14 protein-coding genes are annotated in these 19,284 nt (G+C 37.8%); 8 read left to right on the top strand and 6 right to left on the bottom strand.

What is annotated here, in order from left to right:
- Nucleotides 1-136: 136 nt before the first annotated feature.
- From QZ136_RS00165 to QZ136_RS00155, 3 genes are all read left to right on the top strand, one after another.
- Nucleotides 137-2,581, top strand: coding sequence for a penicillin acylase family protein (locus tag QZ136_RS00165; RefSeq protein WP_291399293.1), 2,445 nt, complete (start codon nt 137-139; stop codon nt 2,579-2,581).
- Nucleotides 2,582-2,621: 40 nt separating this feature from the next.
- Entirely contained in the window at nt 2,622-2,978 is a 357-nt protein-coding gene (locus tag QZ136_RS00160; protein WP_291399292.1) for a hypothetical protein, read from the top strand.
- A gap of 69 nt (nt 2,979-3,047) precedes the next feature.
- Nucleotides 3,048-4,037: an acyl transferase gene (locus tag QZ136_RS00155; protein WP_291399291.1), complete on the top strand. Its 990-nt coding sequence runs from the start codon at nt 3,048-3,050 to the stop codon at nt 4,035-4,037.
- Between the two features lie 119 nt (nt 4,038-4,156).
- Here the strand turns inward: QZ136_RS00155 and QZ136_RS00150 are convergent, their stop codons facing one another.
- The 5 genes from QZ136_RS00150 to QZ136_RS00130 all read right to left on the bottom strand — a co-directional run bounded on the left by QZ136_RS00150 (nt 4,157) and on the right by QZ136_RS00130 (nt 10,039).
- The gene (locus QZ136_RS00150; protein ID WP_291399290.1) at nt 4,157-5,602 is read right to left on the bottom strand and encodes a Gfo/Idh/MocA family oxidoreductase; all 1,446 of its coding nucleotides are present in this window, start codon (nt 5,600-5,602) and stop codon (nt 4,157-4,159) included.
- Nucleotides 5,603-5,628: 26 nt separating this feature from the next.
- Nucleotides 5,629-6,201, bottom strand: a complete 573-nt coding sequence (locus QZ136_RS00145) for a gluconate 2-dehydrogenase subunit 3 family protein (protein ID WP_291399289.1) — start codon at nt 6,199-6,201, stop codon at nt 5,629-5,631.
- 10 nt (nt 6,202-6,211) lie between these two features.
- Nucleotides 6,212-7,891: a GMC family oxidoreductase gene (locus QZ136_RS00140; protein WP_291399288.1), complete on the bottom strand. Its 1,680-nt coding sequence runs from the start codon at nt 7,889-7,891 to the stop codon at nt 6,212-6,214.
- Nucleotides 7,892-7,917: 26 nt separating this feature from the next.
- Nucleotides 7,918-8,703, bottom strand: coding sequence for a TIM barrel protein (locus QZ136_RS00135; protein WP_291399287.1), 786 nt, complete (start codon nt 8,701-8,703; stop codon nt 7,918-7,920).
- Nucleotides 8,704-8,788: 85 nt separating this feature from the next.
- Nucleotides 8,789-10,039, bottom strand: coding sequence for a nucleoside permease (locus QZ136_RS00130; protein ID WP_291399286.1), 1,251 nt, complete (start codon nt 10,037-10,039; stop codon nt 8,789-8,791).
- Between the two features lie 346 nt (nt 10,040-10,385).
- Here QZ136_RS00130 and QZ136_RS00125 point away from each other — a divergent pair, with 346 nt between their 5' ends.
- The 5 genes from QZ136_RS00125 to QZ136_RS00105 all read left to right on the top strand — a co-directional run bounded on the left by QZ136_RS00125 (nt 10,386) and on the right by QZ136_RS00105 (nt 17,330).
- Entirely contained in the window at nt 10,386-13,781 is a 3,396-nt protein-coding gene (locus QZ136_RS00125) for a ThuA domain-containing protein (protein WP_291399285.1), read from the top strand.
- Nucleotides 13,782-13,957: 176 nt separating this feature from the next.
- Entirely contained in the window at nt 13,958-15,115 is a 1,158-nt protein-coding gene (locus tag QZ136_RS00120; protein ID WP_291399284.1) for a Gfo/Idh/MocA family oxidoreductase, read from the top strand.
- A gap of 10 nt (nt 15,116-15,125) precedes the next feature.
- Nucleotides 15,126-16,178 carry a sugar phosphate isomerase/epimerase gene (locus tag QZ136_RS00115; RefSeq protein ID WP_291399283.1) on the top strand — a complete coding sequence of 351 codons (1,053 nt, stop codon included), beginning with the start codon at nt 15,126-15,128 and terminating at the stop codon, nt 16,176-16,178.
- A gap of 38 nt (nt 16,179-16,216) precedes the next feature.
- Nucleotides 16,217-16,612, top strand: coding sequence for a c-type cytochrome (locus QZ136_RS00110; protein WP_291399282.1), 396 nt, complete (start codon nt 16,217-16,219; stop codon nt 16,610-16,612).
- Nucleotide 16,613: 1 nt separating this feature from the next.
- A complete protein-coding gene (locus tag QZ136_RS00105) occupies nt 16,614-17,330 on the top strand; it encodes a DUF1080 domain-containing protein (RefSeq protein WP_291399281.1) in 717 nt (238 codons plus the stop codon).
- Between the two features lie 129 nt (nt 17,331-17,459).
- Here QZ136_RS00105 and QZ136_RS00100 read toward each other — a convergent pair whose 3' ends face one another.
- Nucleotides 17,460-19,271, bottom strand: coding sequence for a DNA mismatch repair protein MutS (locus QZ136_RS00100; protein ID WP_291399280.1), 1,812 nt, complete (start codon nt 19,269-19,271; stop codon nt 17,460-17,462).
- Nucleotides 19,272-19,284 lie beyond the last annotated feature (13 nt).

Raw genomic sequence — 19,284 nt, 5'->3', positions numbered from 1 at the left:
TTGTACATGCAGAGTAAAATTATGTCTCCAAATCTCAAAAAAACTGCGAATTTTAAACAAATACTAAATATTTCATAAAAAATAATATTTTGAAAAACTTATAAATTTTTAGGATATTTATAAATATTTAATTTTTATGAAGATAGTTAAAGCGGTTTTATCCGGACTTTTTGCATTTGCATTGATTTTAGTTTTAAACACAAAATTTGGAGATATACCACCACTTGCTAAGTTTTTGGATCCTTTTCAAGGATTTTGGAAAAATGCAGAAGCGAAACAACAAAATCCGGAGCTCGACCTAAATATTGAAGGTTTAAAAGCTCCTGTTGAGATACACTTCGATGATCAAATGATTCCGCATATTTTTGCGGAGAATAATCATGATTTATATTTTGCTCAAGGATACATTACTGCAAAAGACAGATTGTGGCAGATGGATTTCCAAACTCGTTTTGCTTCAGGAAGATTATCCGAAGTTGTAGGTCCTAAAGCACTAGAGCTTGACCGATACCAACGCAGAATGGGAATGACTTTTGGCGCTGAGAATATGGTTAAGGTCATGATGGAGGATCCTGAAATTAAGGAAACTATGGATGCTTACACTGCTGGAGTGAATGCTTATATCCATTCTCTTAGTCCCGGCCACTACCCACTAGAGTTCAAATTATTGAATTATGCTCCAGAGGATTGGAAACCTTTAAATTCTGCTTTACTGTTGAAATTAATGTCGGCGACCCTTGCAGGCGGTTCCAACGAATTTTACATGAATAATATTCTAAATAAATTCGGCCCTGAAATAACTAAAAATTTGTTTCCTGATTATCCATACAGAGAAGATCCTATCATTCCGGTAGGCACTAAATGGGATTTCGACCCTATAAAAACCCCTCAAGCACCTAAATTAAACCTCTCTGATAAAACAGCATACACTATTAAAACCAGAGAAATTGAAGAAGGGATAGGAAGTAATAACTGGGCCGTTGCTGGAGAAAAATCAGCAAGTGGCTTTCCAATTCTTGCTAATGACCCCCACCTTGATCTCACCCTTCCTTCTATTTGGTATCAGATACAACTGGCCTCTTCAGACATGAATTCATGCGGAGTTTCTATTCCTGGTGCACCTGGAATTATCATCGGATTTAACCAAAACGTAGCTTGGGGAGTAACCAATGTTGGTGCTGATGTTTTAGATTGGTACAATATCAAATTTAAGGATGAGTCTAAAAAAGAATATTGGTACAATAATCAATGGAATCCTGTAAAACAAAGAATTGAAACGATTCAAGTAAATGGAGGAAAAACCTTAACAGATACCGTGCTTTATACCCATCATGGACCGATAGTTTACACTAGTCAGCAGCGACCAAACAATTTCTCAAAAATAAACAATATCCCTACAGGGCATGCTTTAAGATGGGTGGCACATGATGGCTCAAACGATACCCGTACTTTTTTCATGTTGAATAGAGCGAAAAATTATACGGATTACCGTAAAGCCCTAACCTATTATTCGGCGCCAGCACAAAACTTTATTTTCGCTAGTGTTGATAATGATATCGCCATTACTCCGAATGGTTATTTACCACTAAAATGGAGCGGACAAGGAAAGTTTTTATTGGATGGGACAGATCCAGCGAACGATTGGCAAGGTAGAATCCCGGCAGAACATAATCCTACGGTAAAGAATCCTGATAGAAAATTTGTTAGTTCGGCTAATCAGTTTCCGAACGACCCAAGCTATCCTTATTATATTAATTGGGAATATGCTGGCTATGAGCGTTCACACAGAATTAACAAGCGATTATCTGTGATGACGCAAGCCAACGTAGATAGTTTACAAAATTTACAAAACGATAATTATAGCATTCTTGCAGAAAATATTTTACCAACCCTTTTAAGTCTTGTAGATACTAAAGGATTAAAAGACATTGAGAAAGAAGGATTCAGCATTGTTAGCAAATGGAATAAACATTTTGATGCTGATGAAATTGGTGCTAGTATTTTTGAATTATGGCATAAAAATCTGGGAGTTCAAATTTGGGGAGATGAATTTGGCGACCCTAAAACTCCTATGAGATACCCTTCACGTGATAGAAGCGTTGAGTTACTTTTAAATGAACCCAATTCAGTTTGGTACGATAATGTAAAAACCGCTAAGAAAGAAACACGAGAAGACCTTGTAAATGCATCATTTAAATTCGCTGTTGATAGTTTAAAACGTAAATATGGATCTCTTGACAAAGACTGGGCTTGGGGGAATTTAAAGAGCACGAATGTGCCGCATCTAGCTAAAATTGCAGGCTTCGGATCCAAAAACTTGTACAATGGAGGCTCCAAGACTTCGGTAAATGCGGTAAGCGAAACTAATGGTCCATCTTGGAGAATGATTGTTGCATTAGGTAAAGATGTAAAGGCCTATGGCGTTTTTCCAGGTGGAGAATCAGGAAATCCGGGAAGCCATTACTATGACAATATGGTTGATACTTGGTCGGATGGAAAGTTAAACGAATTGCTTTTCTTGAAGGCTAAAAATGAATCGTCGAAACGCATTATTTCAACGTGGAAACTGAATAAAAAATAAAATTAACGGCCAATTAGGCTTCACAAAAATATTTACAATTATGTTATTCCTTTTAATCGCAATAGTTTCTCTGATTTTACAATTGTTTTTACCCTGGTGGATTATTGCACCAGTTGCCTTTGTTTTTGCAGCATGGAAAGCAAAATCCGCTAAAAATGCCTTTATTGGTGGTTTTTTAGCCATTTTTGTGGTTTGGATTATTGCAGGCTTGGTTCATACCATTCCAAATGAAAATATCTTAGCGAATCGTGTTGCGAGCATGCTAACATTGCCGAGTAGTTCTTTAAGCTGGTTAATTGTATTGGTAATTAGTGGACTGATTGGAGGACTTGCAGCTGGATTTTCTGCTCTTGCAGGACGTTATGCCAAGGAAGCGTTAGCTTCATCGAAAGGCTAATAAAAGGTGTCAATTTAGGTTTAGACGACCATTTTCAAGTACATTGAAAAAGGTTTTGTATCTTTGTATGTGGAATTTATAGATAGTCGTCTACTTTTTTCTTTTTCTGATCATCAAACATTCGAAGCCCTATCTCTTGAAATTTTCAATTATCAGGTACAGAATAATGAAGTTTATGGTCGTTTTGTAGCTAATCTCGGGATTGATATTCAAAGTATCCATCATCATAAAGATATCCCATATTTACCCATTGAATTTTTCAAAAGCCAGAAGATTATTACCGGCAAATCTATAGCTGAAGCTATTTTTACTAGCTCAGGCACAAGTGGAATGGTTCAAAGTCAACATTTAGTAACAGATGTTTCCATTTACGTTGATAGTTATCGCAAGGCATTCCAATTATTTTATGGAGATATCAAGGAATATGCACTTTTGGCATTGCTTCCATCCTACCAGGAACGAGAGGGATCATCTTTAATATACATGATTGACGATTTAATCGGACAAAGCAATCAAGAAAAAAGCGGTTATTTCCTCTACGACCATGAAGCATTAAAAAACACGATGGAAGATCTCCAAAAAAGCAAAATACCAACAATTTTAATTGGTGTTACTTATGCCTTATTGGATTTTGTAGAGCAGCATCAAATTAATTTTCCAGAACTAATAGTTATGGAAACAGGAGGCATGAAGGGGAAGAGAAAAGAGATATTAAGAGCAGAACTACATGAAATATTATGCAGTGGATTTGGAGTAAATTCTATCCATTCAGAATATGGCATGACCGAGCTATTATCTCAAGCCTATTCGAAAGGAAATGGCATATTTTCTTGTCCCCCTTGGATGAAAGTAACAGTTAGAGATACTAACGACCCATTAAGTCTGATAGGTCATGAACAAACTGGCGGAATAAATATCACCGATTTTGCCAATATTAATTCATGTTCCTTTATTGCCACACAAGACCTTGGTAAGACCTATCCCAATGGCAGTTTTGAGATTTTAGGAAGATTTGATAATAGCGATATCAGAGGATGTAACCTATTGGTTCAGAGTTAGATATATCAGTAAATTATTAAAAAAGGATAATTAATTTCTTTTTAGTTAATATTAGATTTACTCAATAAAAAAGGGAGTAGAAAATTCCACTCCCCATCTTATAATCTAACAGATTTAAATTACATACCTAAAGTCCAGCCAGCGCGATATTTTCTCTTCACGAATTGGTTAGCATCATCAAAGTTTGTAATTTTCATATTTGGACCATCCCACAATAATTTTTTATATCTACCAGGGTAGGTAAATCCATTTCCAGAGGCATTTGCTTTACGGATATCGAAGCCACGAATAGCAAGGTTACCCATTAATAAAGCTTCGGTTAGTGGGCCTGCGACTGAGAAGTCGGAGCTCACTTCCATTTTACCATATCCAGCAATTGCGGCATCAACCCATTGCGTATAATGACCAGCTTCTTGACCCGGAACACGAGCAAGAGTTTCAGGCACATTTACTTCTTGATTTCTGGATAGCGGCAATAATCTAGCGTTTTTACCATAGGTATCGCAAAGCATTTTGCCTTTGGTGCCGATGAATAAAACTCCGTTTCCACCATCACCAAAAATCTCATCTGGACCAAGCTCTTGAGGGCGTTCTGGTTGAATTCCACCATCCATCCAATGCAATTTTACTTGGGCGCCATTTTGCTTTTCCGAGTTAAAGGTCATGATTACATGTGATGAAGGAGGGCAACTTTCTGGGAAATAGCCACGCTTAAATGAATCCACATAAACACTACCCACGCTACATTCCACGTCAGTAGGATAATTTAGGCCGAGCACTCTAAAAGGTGCATCTGCTAGGTGGCAGCCCATATCACCGAGGGCACCAGTTCCATAATCCCACCATCCACGCCAGTTGAAAGGCACTAATTTATCTACATAATCGGTCTGAGGTGCTGTTCCAAGCCATAAATCCCAATCTAACTGCTTTGGAATTGCTGCTTTATTTGCAGACCAAGGAATACCCTGAGGCCAAACAGGTCGGTCGGTCCAGCAATAAACAGTATGTACATCACCAATAATGCCGGCATTGAACCATTCCATTAATTTACGAGCGCCATCAGTAGATGAACCTTGATTACCCATTTGGGTTACCACTTTATATCTTTTTGCCGCTTCCGTCAGAATTCTAGCCTCATAAATATCATGAGTTAGCGGTTTTTGAACGTAAACATGCTTTTTAAGCTGCATGGCAGATAGGGTAATGATGGCATGATTATGATCAGGAGTAGAGACAGAAACCGCATCAAAATTTTTCGATTCCTTATCCATCATCTCGCGCCAATCTTTATAAAATTTAGCTTTGGGAAATCTCTTTACGGAGTTTGCAGCACGGCGATCATCAACATCGCATAAAAAGCCAACCTCGGCTTTACCACCGCTAACAAAGCCTGTAAGATCACTTTCCCCTTTTCCTCCAGCACCAACACCAGCAACAATTAATTTATCGCTCGGCGCGATGAAGCCCTTCCCACCCAATACATGGCGAGGTACAATCATAAATCCTGCTGCAGCAAGAGATGCTGTTTTAACAAAATCTCTTCTTGAATTAGTATTCTCTTTCATAAAATATTTATTGAAAAAATTATTTATTAAGCATTTGCCCAGGCACGATCACCCTTTTTATAGGGCACATCGCCATCAAAACTACCAGGTGTTTCAACATATCTTAGGGCTTTAGTTGATCCAATTTCGGAAGTAAAAAACCCGAGAAGTGTTAATTCCTTCATCATTCTAAAATAATGAGGAGGATCCTCCGGTGTTTTAGTCTCCGTGTATGCTTTTTGCTCTGCATCAAGCTTTATTAACAGATCTGTACGTTCCTGAGCAGTCGAATCTAGGAAAGATTTTCCTGATTTGGCTTTAATTTCAGCTTCGAGCGACTTAATTCCATCTTGAAAAATTAGCTGATGCTCTTTGGTATAGCAATCGTTCACCATGATATCCATAAAAAGTCCCACTTGTGCCTCTTTTGCCCCAGGAGTACTTGTTTTTGGCAAGATAGTCTCCCCTATTTCATTTAGCAAGTCGACTGTTTTTTGGTCGAAAAATACTGGCTTTTGCGCTGGGCTAGAGCTACATCCAAACTCAAGAAAAAGGCTTGAGCCGATGATAGTTCCACCTAAAATCCAGCTAACCTGCGATATTGCTTCTCTTCTATTCATTTTATCTGAATTAAATATTACCTTTTTTCAATTCTGTAACAGCATGATCAACTGCGCGGGCAGTTAAAGCCATGTAGGTTAGTGATGGGTTCTGACAAGCTGCAGAGGTCATTGCTGCCCCATCAGTTACATATACGTTAGTGGCATCCCAAACCTGATTAAACTTGTTCAGTACTGATGTTTTTGGATCATGACCCATACGTGCGGTACCCATTTCGTGGATTCCCATGCCTAGGGTATAGCCTGAATCGAATGTTTTTACATCTTTCAGACCTGCATTTTCGAGCATTTCCTGACCATCAGCCATCATGTCTTTACGCATATTGAGCTCATTTTGCTTGATTTCGGCATCAATGGAGAGGACATTTAATCCCCATTTATCTTTTTTAGTCTTATCCAGTGTAACTTTATTTTCATGATATGGAAGTGTTTCACCGAAGGCGGTAATACCCATGGTCCATGATCCTGGTTCACAAAGTGCATCTTTAAAATCGCCACCAATACTCAATTCGGCCACATTTCTTCCCCAGCCTTCGCGACCAGCGCCACCCTGATAACCAAATCCACGAAGATAATCGCGTTTTTCGTTGCCTAGATTTCTGAAACGAGGGATATAAATTCCGTTTGGTCGGCGGCCAAATACATATTTATCTTCAAAACCTTCCACTCTGCCAGATGCGCCTAAGCGGAAATGATGATCCATTAAATTATGACCTAGTTCACCGCTACTGCTACCTAAACCACCATCCCAAACATCTGTTGCTGAATTCATTAAAATCCAGGTAGAATTTAGTGCTGATGCATTTAAAAAGATAACTTTTGCAAAATACTCGTAAGTCTGATTAGTTTCGGCATCCAATACTTCTACTCCAGTAGCTTTTTTGGTGTCCTTATCGTACAATATTTTAGTTACGATAGAAAATGGACGAAGTGTTAGGTTCCCGGTTGCCACTGCGGCAGGAAGAGTTGAAGATTGCGTGCTAAAATATCCCCCAAAAGGGCATCCTAGCCAACATTTATTACGGTATTGACAATTTGTACGACCTTGAATAGCCTTGGTGAGGTTAGCTGCCCTTCCAATTAGCATATGTCTACTTTCTTTGTAGTGCTCTTTTATACGCGCGGCAACTGCCTTTTCGACTACATTCATCTCCATGGGAGGGAGAAAATCGCCATCAGGAAGTTGAGCTAAACCATCCTTAGAACCACTAATTCCGGCGAAGCGTTCCACATAGCCATACCATTTTTCAAGGTCTTTATAACGAATAGGCCAATCGACAGCAATACCTTCTTTGGCGTTCGCTTCAAAGTCCATTTCACTTAGGCGATAACTTTGACGGCCCCACATCAGTGAACGACCACCCACCTGATAGCCTCTGTACCAATCAAAACGCTTTACTTCAGTATAGGGACTCTCCTTTTCGTTTGCCCAGAAGTCGAGGTTTTTCTCATTGAGGGCATAATCCCGCTTAAGAACAGGATAATTCTCAATCATTTCTTGCGTGCGCCCTCCTCTATGAGGAAATTCCCATGGATTTTTGGTTGCGCTTGCATAATCTTTAACATGTTCGATGTTTCTTCCACGCTCGAGCATGATTGTTTTCAATCCTTTTTCGGTCAATTCTTTGGCAGCCCAGCCCCCACTAATTCCTGAACCGATTACAATTGCATCATACTTATTCTCAGCCATATTTTTTATTTACAATTTCAATTCTTTTAAATATCACAAATACTAATTGCAGCTCTTAAAGATGCTGCCTTGTCTGTTTGTAGCGGAATGAACTCCTGTGCTACAAAACCCTTAAAACCAGTCGCATGAATAGCTCTCATAATTGCTGGATAATTCAATTCCTGTGAATCATCAATTTCATGTCTTCCAGGAACCCCTGCCGTATGATAATGAGCAATAAATTCATGACTCTCTTGAATTGTTCTTATCACATCACCTTCATCAACCTGCATATGATAAATATCGTATAATAGTTTGAAATTTGGCGAATCAATCTTTTTTGCCAAACGAACTGCCCACTTGGTCCTATCACACTGATAATCAGGATGATCAATTTTACTATTGAGCAATTCCATTATTATGCATACATTGTATTTTTCGGCGAGATGCATGATTTGTGATAAACCTTCGGCGCAATTATTAAGACCCATTTCATCATCCAAGCCCTTTCTATTGCCACTAAAGCATATTAAATTAGAATATCCAGTTTTAGCAACTAGTGGAATCATATCGAGATAATTCTTGATTAGCGTAGGATGAAATGATTTATTGTTCCAACCCTCTTCGAGACTTATTTCTGCACCATTACACATGGTTGATTCGAGTCCGTATTTTTGCAAAATTGACCAGTCTTTCGGTCCGACTAAATCGATACCCTTTATTCCGATTTCTTTAGCTAGGATACAAAGTTCATCTAGGCTTAGTGAGTTGAAGCACCATCTGCAAACAGAGTGGTTAATATTACCTTTAAGAGTTTGAGAAAGTTTATTCATTGTAGAGAAGAAAGTGAAAAGCAGCATTTTTACTGCTTTTCACTAAAAATTATATAATCGCTATTGCGATGAAATTAATCAAAGATTAATGAGATACTGCATCACTTTGTCTTTGCGCCTCTTCTTCTTTTTGGCTAAAAGTGATCACAAATATGATGGCTACTGCTGCAGCGATGCCGGCCGCCACCAACCAAATTTTCGACCAGTCATGGCTTGTTTCAGAAATTTTATAAGCATCGCTTACTAAACCTGCAACCCAGAAACCGATGAGCATACCAACACCATAAGTGGCTAGGGCAATAAGACCTTGAGCCGAGCTTTTATATTTTTCGCCGGCCTTTGAGTTAGTATAGATTTGTCCGGAAACGAAGAAAAAATCATAACAAATACCATGCAAAGCGATTCCGATAATTAATAAAGATGCCAATTCATTTGCATTACCGTAGGCGAAGAAAACATAGCGTAGAGCCCATGCAATCATACCAACAAGAATTGTTTTCTTGAAACCAAACTTTGTGAAGAAAACAGGTAATAATAAAAGGAATAACACCTCCGAAATCTGTCCGATAGTCATTTTCCCTGTCGGATTTTCCATACCCAGTTCAGATAAGAAAAGGTTGGCATTTTGATAATAAAATGCGAGAGGAATACAGATTAAGATAGATGAGATGAAAAAGATTAAAAAGTTTTTATTCTTCAATAATTTCAGAGCGTCGAGGCCTAAAATATCAGACATGGTTACCTTATCGCCTTTAGCAGCAGAAGGAGGAGTTTGAGGAAGAGTAAAACTAAAGAGACCTAAAATAGCAGATGCAATAGCGGCCATTAAAAAAGTATTTTTCAAAAGGCCATCACTTACGCCTTGTGGTGAGTCCCAGTGAAATAAGAAACTGATACATAAACCAGCAACAATCCAACCGATAGTCCCCCAAATACGAATGGAAGAAAATTCCTGCTCAGGGTTTTTCATTTGATTAAAAGACACCGAATTAACAAGAGCCAAAGTTGGCATGAACATGATCATGTAGGTAAAAACATAAGGGTAAAAACCTGCAAAATCAGTCGCATTGTACATTTGGAACATCAATAATGCTCCAATAAGGTGTAGGAAACCAAGAATTTTTTCAGCATTAAAAAACCTATCAGCAATAAGTCCGATGATAAATGGCGCGATAATAGCTCCAAAAGATTGAGTAGAAAATACTGCGGCGCTTTGAGCACCATCAGCGGCAAGATTTTTTCCTAAAAAAGTACCAAGAGTAACAAACCAAGAGCCCCAGATAAAAAATTCTAGGAACATCATGAAGGATAATTTAATTCGTTTTGTTGGGGTCATAATTAATTTTTATTTAGTTTATTTTCAACGGTAAAAACGGAAAAAGAATGAAATGAATTGATAAAGAGTCAATTATCGAATTATGATCATTAAATGAGAACATTGTAGTGATCATAAACATAAATCTTCCAAAACAATAACACATCCATCAATTTCTATTTTTTCTTTAAAATAAATGTATATTTTTATTTTTAATATTCATACTCAATTATAATTCATTGTTAAATTTTTTAAATCCTGTTTTGTTAAAATCCTTGAAAAATATCAAAAATATTTGTGTTCAATTAGCTCAGGGCTGGAATTAAAGAAAAATTAAAAATTTTAAGAATAAAACAATCAATATAAAATGAAGCGTACAGCAAAATTAATTCCTGCATTTATTATTATGATATCCTTATTTGCTTTCAATAATTGGAAGCAAATTGTAAAGCCAAGAGTTTTAGTTTTCAGTAAAACGGCTGGCTACCGACATGGATCAATCCAGGCGGGGAAGCTTGCACTGATAAAATTAGGAAATGAAAATGGCTTTGTGGTTGACACTACAGAGAATGAAAATTACTTCAGTGAAGATTCATTGAAAAAATATTCGGCGGTAATTTTCTTAAGCACAACAGGCAATGTTTTGAATAGTCCGCAGCAAATTAGCTTCGAACGTTACATTCAAGCTGGCGGCGGCTATGTTGGAATTCATGCGGCGGCGGACACTGAATACGACTGGCCTTGGTACGGAAAATTAGCAGGCGGCTATTTTGTTAGTCACCCGAAAATTCAAGACGCTAGCCTTAATATACGAAATAAAAATCATATTTCCACTAAGCATTTGCCAGAAAATTGGATTCGCAAGGATGAGTGGTATAATTATAAGGACTTGAATAAAGATATTCAGGTATTAATTAATTTAGATGAGAAGAGTTATGAAGGCGGTGAAAATGGAGAAAATCATCCCATATCATGGTTTCATGAATTTGATGGCGGCCGAGCATTTTATACAGGTTTAGGCCATACCAATGAATCCTATACCGAAGAAAATTTCCTAAAACATGTTTTAGGAGGAATTCAATATGCAATTGGAACGAATACAAAGCTAGATTATTCAAAAGCGAAGACAGTAAGAGTGCCAGAAGAAGACCGCCTCGTAAAAACGGTTTTAACCATGGGGACATTATTTGAACCTACAGAAATGGCCATTCTACCTAATTTAGATATTTTATTGGTGCAGCGTCGTGGGGAAGTGATGCTTTACAAAGCGAGCACAAATAGCATAAGTCAGGTAGCAGAATTAAAAACCTATTCACAAACATCTATCAAAGGAGTAAATGCCGAAGAAGGAGTTTTAGGCTTGGCAGCGGATCCAAATTTCAAGGAAAATAATTTTGTGTATATTTATTATAGTCCGCTAGATACTGCAGTCAACCGACTTTCAAGATTCAAATTCACAAATGATAAATTAGACATATCATCCGAAAAGGTGATTTTAGATGTAAAATCGCAGCGTGAAATTTGCTGCCATACAGGAGGATCGATTGCCTTTGGACCGGATGGTTTATTGTATGTTTCTTCGGGGGATAATACTACCCCATTTGATGTACCGGATGAAAAATTTGTGAATAAAGGTTACGGACCGATGGATAACAGGTCTGGATTAGAGCAATACGATGGAGGAAGATCATCGGGGAATACCAATGATCTAAGAGGTAAAATTCTGAGAATTAAGCTCAAGGAAGATGGAAGCTATGAAATTCCAGCGGGGAATTTATTCCCACCCAACACCCCAGGTACGCGACCAGAGATATACGTTATGGGAAACCGTAACCCTTATCGTATCTCAATAGATAGCAAAACAGGCTTTTTATATTGGGGCGAGGTTGGCCCCGACGCCAGCGCTGATAGTCCCGAGCGTGGCCCCCGAGGCTATGACGAATTAAACCAGGCAAGAAATGCAGGTTTCTTTGGTTGGCCTTATTTTGTTGGGAATAATTATCCATACCGAGCATACGATTATAAAACAGGAGTTTCGGGTGAGGCATTTGATCCTAAAAAGCCTATTAATAACTCTGTTAATAATACGGGATTAAAGAATCTCCCTCCAGTTCAACCGGCATTTATTTGGTATCCTTATGGAGAATCGAAGGAATTTCCGCAATTGGGTACAGGTGGAAGAACAGCAATGGCGGGACCAGTTTATTATAATGAAACATATCCTAAAGAGACCAGATATCCAGACTATTTCAATGGAAAATTATTTTTTTATGATTGGATAAGAAATTGGATTAAGGCAGTGAGCATGAAAGAGAATGGCGACTATGATAACATGGAAAATTTCATGCCATCCACATCATTTGCTGCCCCTGTAGATATGGAAGTTGGTCCCGATGGCCGACTTTACATTCTAGAATATGGAAAAGGATGGTTTACAAAAAATGCTGATGCAAGCATTTCCCGCATCGATTATATTGCTGGTAATCGCCCTCCAAAAATCAAAAAGTTTAGTGTAAAAAATAGCAGTGGATTAATCCCATTCAAATTAGAAGCAAGAGTTGAGGCTATAGATACAGATGGAGATGCGCTAAGCTATTTATGGGATTTAGGAAATGGTATTAAAAAAACCACTTCAGTGCCATCTATTGAGCATATTTATACCAAAGCGGGCGAGCATCAGGTAAGTGTTCAAGTTATTGACAAGCACAAAGCAAGCAGTCAGAGCAATAAAATCGAAATAGTAGCGGGAAATGCTAGTCCGAAGCTCAACATAAAATTAGCAGGCAATCGTAGCTTCTATTTTACAGGAAAACCCATTGAATATCAAGTAATGGTAAGTGATGAAGGAGCAGTAGTTAATAAAAATACAGTTTATGTAGCGAATAGTTATAATAAGGGCAGCGACATGGCGGGATCATCTTTGGGCCATCAAGTTTATTCTGAAACGCAGGCTGGCCAGGCTTTGATGTTAAAATCTGATTGTCAGGCATGTCATCAGATGGATAGGAAATCTGTTGGACCATCCTTTAAGCAGGTTTCTGCCAAATACCAGAAAGATGCCAATGCTTTGAGTTATTTAGCAACAAAAATTATTAATGGAGGTAGTGGAGTTTGGGGACCGGTAGCTATGTCGGCGCATCCAACAATTAGCGAAGCCGATTCTAAAAAAATTGCGCAGTGGGTATTATCACTTGAAAATGCAGCTATTCCGAAGGCATCGCTTCCTATGCTAGGAAAAATCATTCCTGAGCCCGCAAAAGATGAAGATGAGCCTAAAAATTTCAATTTATTTGCAAGTTATACAGACCAAGGAGCATTTGGATTAAAACCATTGACTAGCACGGCATCGGTACTATTGCGCAGCAATAAAATTAATGCTAGGGAGCTTGTAGATAGAAAAAATATAGCATTAAAAGATTCAACAAGCAGTGGATTTTTGGTCTATCCTGAAAATAATGGATGGATAAAAATGAAGCAAATTGACTTAACAGGCATTAATGCTATTGAATTATCTAATATTTCTTCGGGGCAATCAGGGAATTACAGCATAGAGTTGCGATTAGACTCCGAGAAGGGCCTTTTAATTGGGAAAGGTGCATTGATAGACAATGGAGTAGCAAATTCACAAAGAAATTTATTGCTTGCACTTAAACCTGTAATTGATAAGAAGTTACATACGATTTATGTGCACATCATTGCAGATCCTAAAAATGCAAAAAAGAGGCCATTATTGAGAAGTTTAGCTTTTATTCCTACAAAATAGAATAGACAGAGACGTTGAAAAATTCTAGAAAAATGCCTTTAAGAAATTTTAATTCCGCCAGTGGATTATTATATTGAGCCATGATTTAAATGGATTAATTAGCGCTTAAAAAATAATATTATAGCTCATAATCGATTCATTTATAAGGAGTTTAGCGAATACATTTTTAGAAAAATATGAATAGAAAATTAAGAATGGGAATGGTTGGTGGTGGTAAAGGAGCCTTTATTGGTGCCGTACACCGCATTGCCGCCAATATGGATGGAATGATTGAGCTAGTTTGTGGCGCATTGAGTACTAGTCCGGAGAAAGCCAACGAAAGCGGAAAAATGCTATTCCTAGCAGAAGACAGAACTTATCATAGCTATGAAGATATGATTAAGAGGGAAAGCCAATTACCAGCAGATCAGCGGATGGATTTTCTGACCATTGTTACCCCGAATCATGCACATTTCGGTCCAGCGATGATGGCCCTAGACCATGGCTTTCATGTGGTTATTGACAAACCTATTTCATTTACGTTGGATGAGGCGAAGCAGTTAAAGAAAAAAGTTGAAGAAACAGGCCTATTACTACTTTTGACTCATACTTATGCTGGTTACCCAATGGTGAAGCAGGCAAGAAATATGGTTAAGATGGGAGAATTGGGTAAGATTAGAAAAATATTGGTTGAGTATCCACAAGGCTGGTTAAGCCGACTTTCAGAGAAGGATGGTAATGCCCAAGCCGCTTGGCGGACGGACCCAGCGAGATCAGGTAAGAGTGGATGTATGGGCGATATTGGTACCCATGCGGCCCATTTGGCTGAATATATTAGCGGATTAAAGATTACGAAGCTCTGTGCAGATCTCAACATTGTTGTGGAGGGAAGAAAATTGGATGATGATGGAAATGTACTCCTTAAATTCGACAATGGCGCCAACGGAGTGCTTGTTGCCTCGCAAATTGCTGCAGGTGAAGAGAATGCGCTTAGAATTAGAGTTTATGGCGAAAAGGGAGGCCTTGAATGGGCACAACAAGAGCCAAACACCTTGATTATGAAATGGTTGGATGAGCCTATTCAAATACTAAGAACGGGAAGTCACCGATTAAGCAATGAGGCTAATTTCAATAGTCGCACTCCTGCTGGTCACCCAGAAGGCTATTTAGAGGCCTTTGGAAACCTTTACCGAAACTTTGCATTATGCCTTTCGGCGAAGATTGAGGGCATTGAAGCACCTGCGGAAGCCTTAGACTATCCATCAGTAAATGAAGGAGTAAGAGGAATGGCCTTTATTGACAATGTGGTAAAGAGTGGTTTAAGCAATGAAAAGTGGACAAATTTTGACGTTTAATTAATAGAATATGACAACAATAAAAGGACCTGGAATATTTCTAGCACAATTTTTAGGAGATGAAGCTCCATTTAACAGTCTAGAGTCGATTTGTAAATGGGCAAAGAGCCTTGGCTATGAGGGAGTACAAATTCCTACTTGGGATCCACGCTGCATTGATCTTCAAAAAGCAGCAGAAAGTAAGACCTATGCCGATGAGTTAAAGGGATTAATCAATTCTTGCGGATTAGAGATTACAGAGCTTTCAACCCATTTGCAAGGCCAATTGGTGGCTGTTAACCCAGCTTACGATCTCCAATTTGACAATTTTGCACCTGCTTCGGTACATAATAATTCGAAGGCACGTACAGAGTGGGCAGTTCAGCAATTAAAGTACGCTGCACAGGCATCAAAAAATTTAGGTTTAAATGCACATGCCACATTTAGCGGTTCATTATTATGGCATACTTGGCATCCTTGGCCACAAAGACCTGAGGGATTAGTAGATGCAGGCTTTAAAGAATTAGCAAGAAGGTGGTTACCTATTCTTAACCATTTTGATGAACATGGAGTAGATGTTTGTTATGAGATACATCCTGGGGAGGACCTATTTGATGGGGTGACTTATGAGCTATTTTTAGAGAAAGTAAACAATCATCCGAGAGCTTGTTTATTGTATGACCCATCACACTTTGTTTTGCAATGCCTTGATTATGTGCAATATATAGACCATTATCATGAGCGGATAAAGGCCTTCCATGTGAAGGATGCAGAGTTCAATTCAACAGGAAAACAAGGAACATTTGGCGGATATCAGAGCTGGGCAAATCGTGCGGGAAGATATCGTTCACCGGGTGATGGACAGGTTGACTTCAAGAAGATTTTCAGCAAATTAACACAATATGATTTTAAGGGATGGGCGGTGATGGAATGGGAATGTTGCATCAAGCATCCAGAAGATGGAGCACGTGAAGGAGCGGCCTTTATTAAAGACCACATTATCCGAGTAACAGAGAAAGCTTTTGATGATTTTGCTGGACGCGGAAGTGATGAAGAGTTTAACCGAAAAATACTAGGGATTTAATTTAAATCACTATTTTTACATTAATATAACAAAACAATATGAAAAAGATAATCGCCATTTTGGGTATTTGCAGTGTAATTTTTGCTTGTGGAAGCGAGAAATCAGAAAGCACTGAAGAAACAAGTAGTACAACAAAAACTGAAGAAGCAGCACCTGCTACTGCAGCTGTAGGATCAGCAACCGGAGAGAAATTAATCAGTACGTCCGACTGCTTAACTTGTCATCAAGTAAATTCTAAAATTGTTGGCCCTTCTTATGTTGATGTAGCCAATAAATATCCAGCAACTGATGAGAATATTGCTATGTTAGCTGGAAAAATCATTCAAGGAGGTTCAGGAAATTGGGGTGAAATTCCGATGGCACCACACCCAGCAATTAGCACTGAAGATGCAACAGAAATGGTTAAATATATTCTTTCTTTAAAAACTAATTAATATGAAATATTTAAGCTTAATTATTCTCTCTGCAATTATCATTAGCGGATGTGGATCAAATAAGAACGCAATGAAAACTCCTTCAAATACAAGTTCAGGCGAATGGCAAAAGCTATTTGACGGACAAACAACTTCTGGATGGCATAGTTATGGCGAAAAGAAGGCTGGAAAAGCTTGGAAGGTAGTTGATGGTGCTTTATATTTTGATGCAAAGAACAAAAAAGACGGCCAAGGTGGTGATATTACTACGAATGAAGAATTTGGTAATTTTCATCTTAAGCTTGAGTGGAAGATTTCTAAAAACGGAAATAGTGGAATCATGTTTTTCGTAAATGAGGATCTTTCAAAATACGGAGCATCTTATAATACTGGCCCCGAAATGCAAGTATTAGATAATGACGGTCACCCAGATGGAAAATTTAATAAACATCGTGCTGGCGACCTTTACGACCTAATTGCAAGTAGTTCAGAACCTGTTAAAGCGGTGGGTGAATGGAATCAGGTAGAAATCATTTCAAACAATGGTAAGCTTGATTTCAAGATGAACGGTGTTAACATCGTATCAACTACTATTTGGGATGAGCAATGGAATAAGATGGTTGCTGGAAGTAAGTTTAATACCATGCCTGGATTTGCGAAGTACAAATCAGGAAAAATCTCGCTTCAAGATCATGGAGATGAGGTATGGTATAGGAATATTGAGATAAAGAAACTGTAGTTAGTAGTTAGTAGTTAGTAATTAGTAGTTAGAAATTAGTACAAGGACTCTAAAAGTCTAAATAATAAAGCCCTTAAAATCAAGATTTTAAGGGCTTTATTTATGATTAAAAATTTTGAAATGTTTAGATTATTCCTTTTCAGGATAGATACCGATGCGTTTAAGTAATAAAGAGGCATTGAAGGTTTTACATTCGCCGGGTTTAAGCTTATAATCGAAGTTCATTTCCTCCCCTTCTACCTGAATATCAAAGTAGAAATTGCGAATATAATTGGGGTATTTTTTTTCTAGATCTGCAATTTGTAAATCGTGGGTAGCTACAATTCCTACGCCATTTTGTGAGATTAATTTCTCAATAACTGCCTTAGAACCTAAATATTTATCCTGAGAGTTCGTTCCGCGTAACATTTCATCAATTAAGAAGAATATCTTTTCAGATCCTTCCAGAATCTTTAATAATGCTTGTAAACGATCCAATTCAGCTTTAAAAGTGGAGGTACTTTCATTTAAAGAATCGCGGATACGCATATAAGAAAATACCATCATCCTACTTAATGTCATTTCTTTTGCGCAACATGGTGCGCCAGATAAAGCCAAAATAGTATTTATACCGAGTGTGCGCAGGAAAGTACTTTTACCAGCCATATTTGAACCGGTAATGATATCAATCTTCAATTCATCCTTCAAGCTATAATTATTAGTCACGCGAATTTGAGACGAAATTAAAGGATGACCAATATCCTTGGTATTCAGCGTATAATTTTCCCCTTCGTGGATAGTGGGGAAACACCAATCAGGATAATTACTATTTAAGCTACTCAGACTAATTAGCGCTTCAAAAGTGGCAATTAAGTCGAAAGCCTCCTTCAAATTAGTATGATTTTGTTTTTTCCAATCCTCAATAGCAAACAATTGACGGATATTCCAGATCATAACAGCGTTTAGAAGAACCCCAATACTAGTCAGCCCGAATGTTAAATGATTAATTAAGAGCGAAAAACGTTTAATTTGTTCAGAAAACTTAGCATTTTCATCATTTTTGAGATCTGAGGCTAATTTTTCAGCCAAATCAGAAGTCCAATCTTCAGTTTTAATCGCTTTAATAGCCTCCGAAAATTGAGTAAGAATATTACTCATTTTACCGATAATACTATCAGTTTTAAGAATCCTAGCATTAAAACTTTGATTAAGAAAGAAGTTAAAAATAAGGAGTACAAAAAGTATTAAGGATAAATAAGGAACAAAGAAAGTAGCAATTGAAAAGAATAGAAAGAGCCAAGGAGCAATGTTAGCATAGTATTTTATCCAGCTTGCCGACACTTCGGGTTTAGCCTCTAGATAGCGAAATAAATCTTTTACTTTATCTTCGGAGGGATTATTAGCAAAGAGCAGAACAGCTTGAAAATTATGTTTCCATTTAAGCTTGGAGCTTAATTCTTTTAGTGTTTCCTGGCGTTCTCTGATATCAATTGTGGAGCTAGGTTTAAGTAGCCAATTTGATAAAATAGTGTTTCCAAGGACTGTAGAACAGCGATTTATCATCTCAAAGAGAGAAGATTTTCCGAAAATATCTAAATCTGAGGAGTAAGGATGTAGATCATCAGTGAAGGCCGAACCATCAGAGTACAAGGATCCCTTTCTATCGATGCTATTGAGTTCATTGGTATGAACATCCGCTAAAGCGCTAACATATTTTTTAAGCTTTTGGAAAGCACTTTGTTTAGAAACGAGCCAGGAAAATCCGAGGATAAAAAGCAGAACAGTCAGAATAGAAAGCCAAATTTGATCATATTTGATGCACTGATAAAAAATAATCAAAGCAAAAGCTAAGGCAAAAAGACGCAGAAATGAATAGACATTAATTAGTCTATCCAAGCGGATAATTTCTAGCTCAGAATCTATTAATTGGGCTTTATAATAATCGAAAATCTGATCTTGCATAAACATTATGTTA

The sequence above is a fragment of the Daejeonella sp. genome (assembly GCF_017495225.1).
Lineage (GTDB): Bacteria > Bacteroidota > Bacteroidia > Sphingobacteriales > Sphingobacteriaceae > Daejeonella.
Note: the sequence above shows the minus strand (reverse complement) of the source record. Positions and strands in the feature narration are given on the sequence as shown.